Annotated in this window: 1 pseudogene; it reads right to left on the bottom strand. The window is 61.7% G+C overall.

Going from position 1 to position 274, the window contains the following annotated elements:
* Window positions 1–274, bottom strand: a pseudogene (locus CVH10_RS20340) (DDE-type integrase/transposase/recombinase); the annotation flags it as partial.

Raw genomic sequence — 274 nt, 5'->3', positions numbered from 1 at the left:
CATAGCCGACGACGCGCATCCTGGACGTTCTTCTCGACCTGACCCTTCTCCCAGCCCGATGCGGGATTGCAGAAAGTTGTGTCGAACAGATAGTGGCTTGCCATAGCGGCGAAGCGCCCATTCACCTGCCGAGCCTTGCCAGAGCCCACCCGATCCACGGCGGTCTTCATGTTGTCGTAGATGCCACGTCCCGGGATGCCGCCCAGCACGCGGAAGGCATGGAAGTGCGCGTCGAACAACATCTCGTGGGTCTGAAGCGGGTACGCCCGCATGA

Origin of the sequence: Halomonas sp. ND22Bw, from assembly GCF_003011945.1 — a bacterium.
GTDB lineage: Bacteria > Pseudomonadota > Gammaproteobacteria > Pseudomonadales > Halomonadaceae > Halomonas > Halomonas halophila.
Note: the sequence above shows the minus strand (reverse complement) of the source record. Positions and strands in the feature narration are given on the sequence as shown.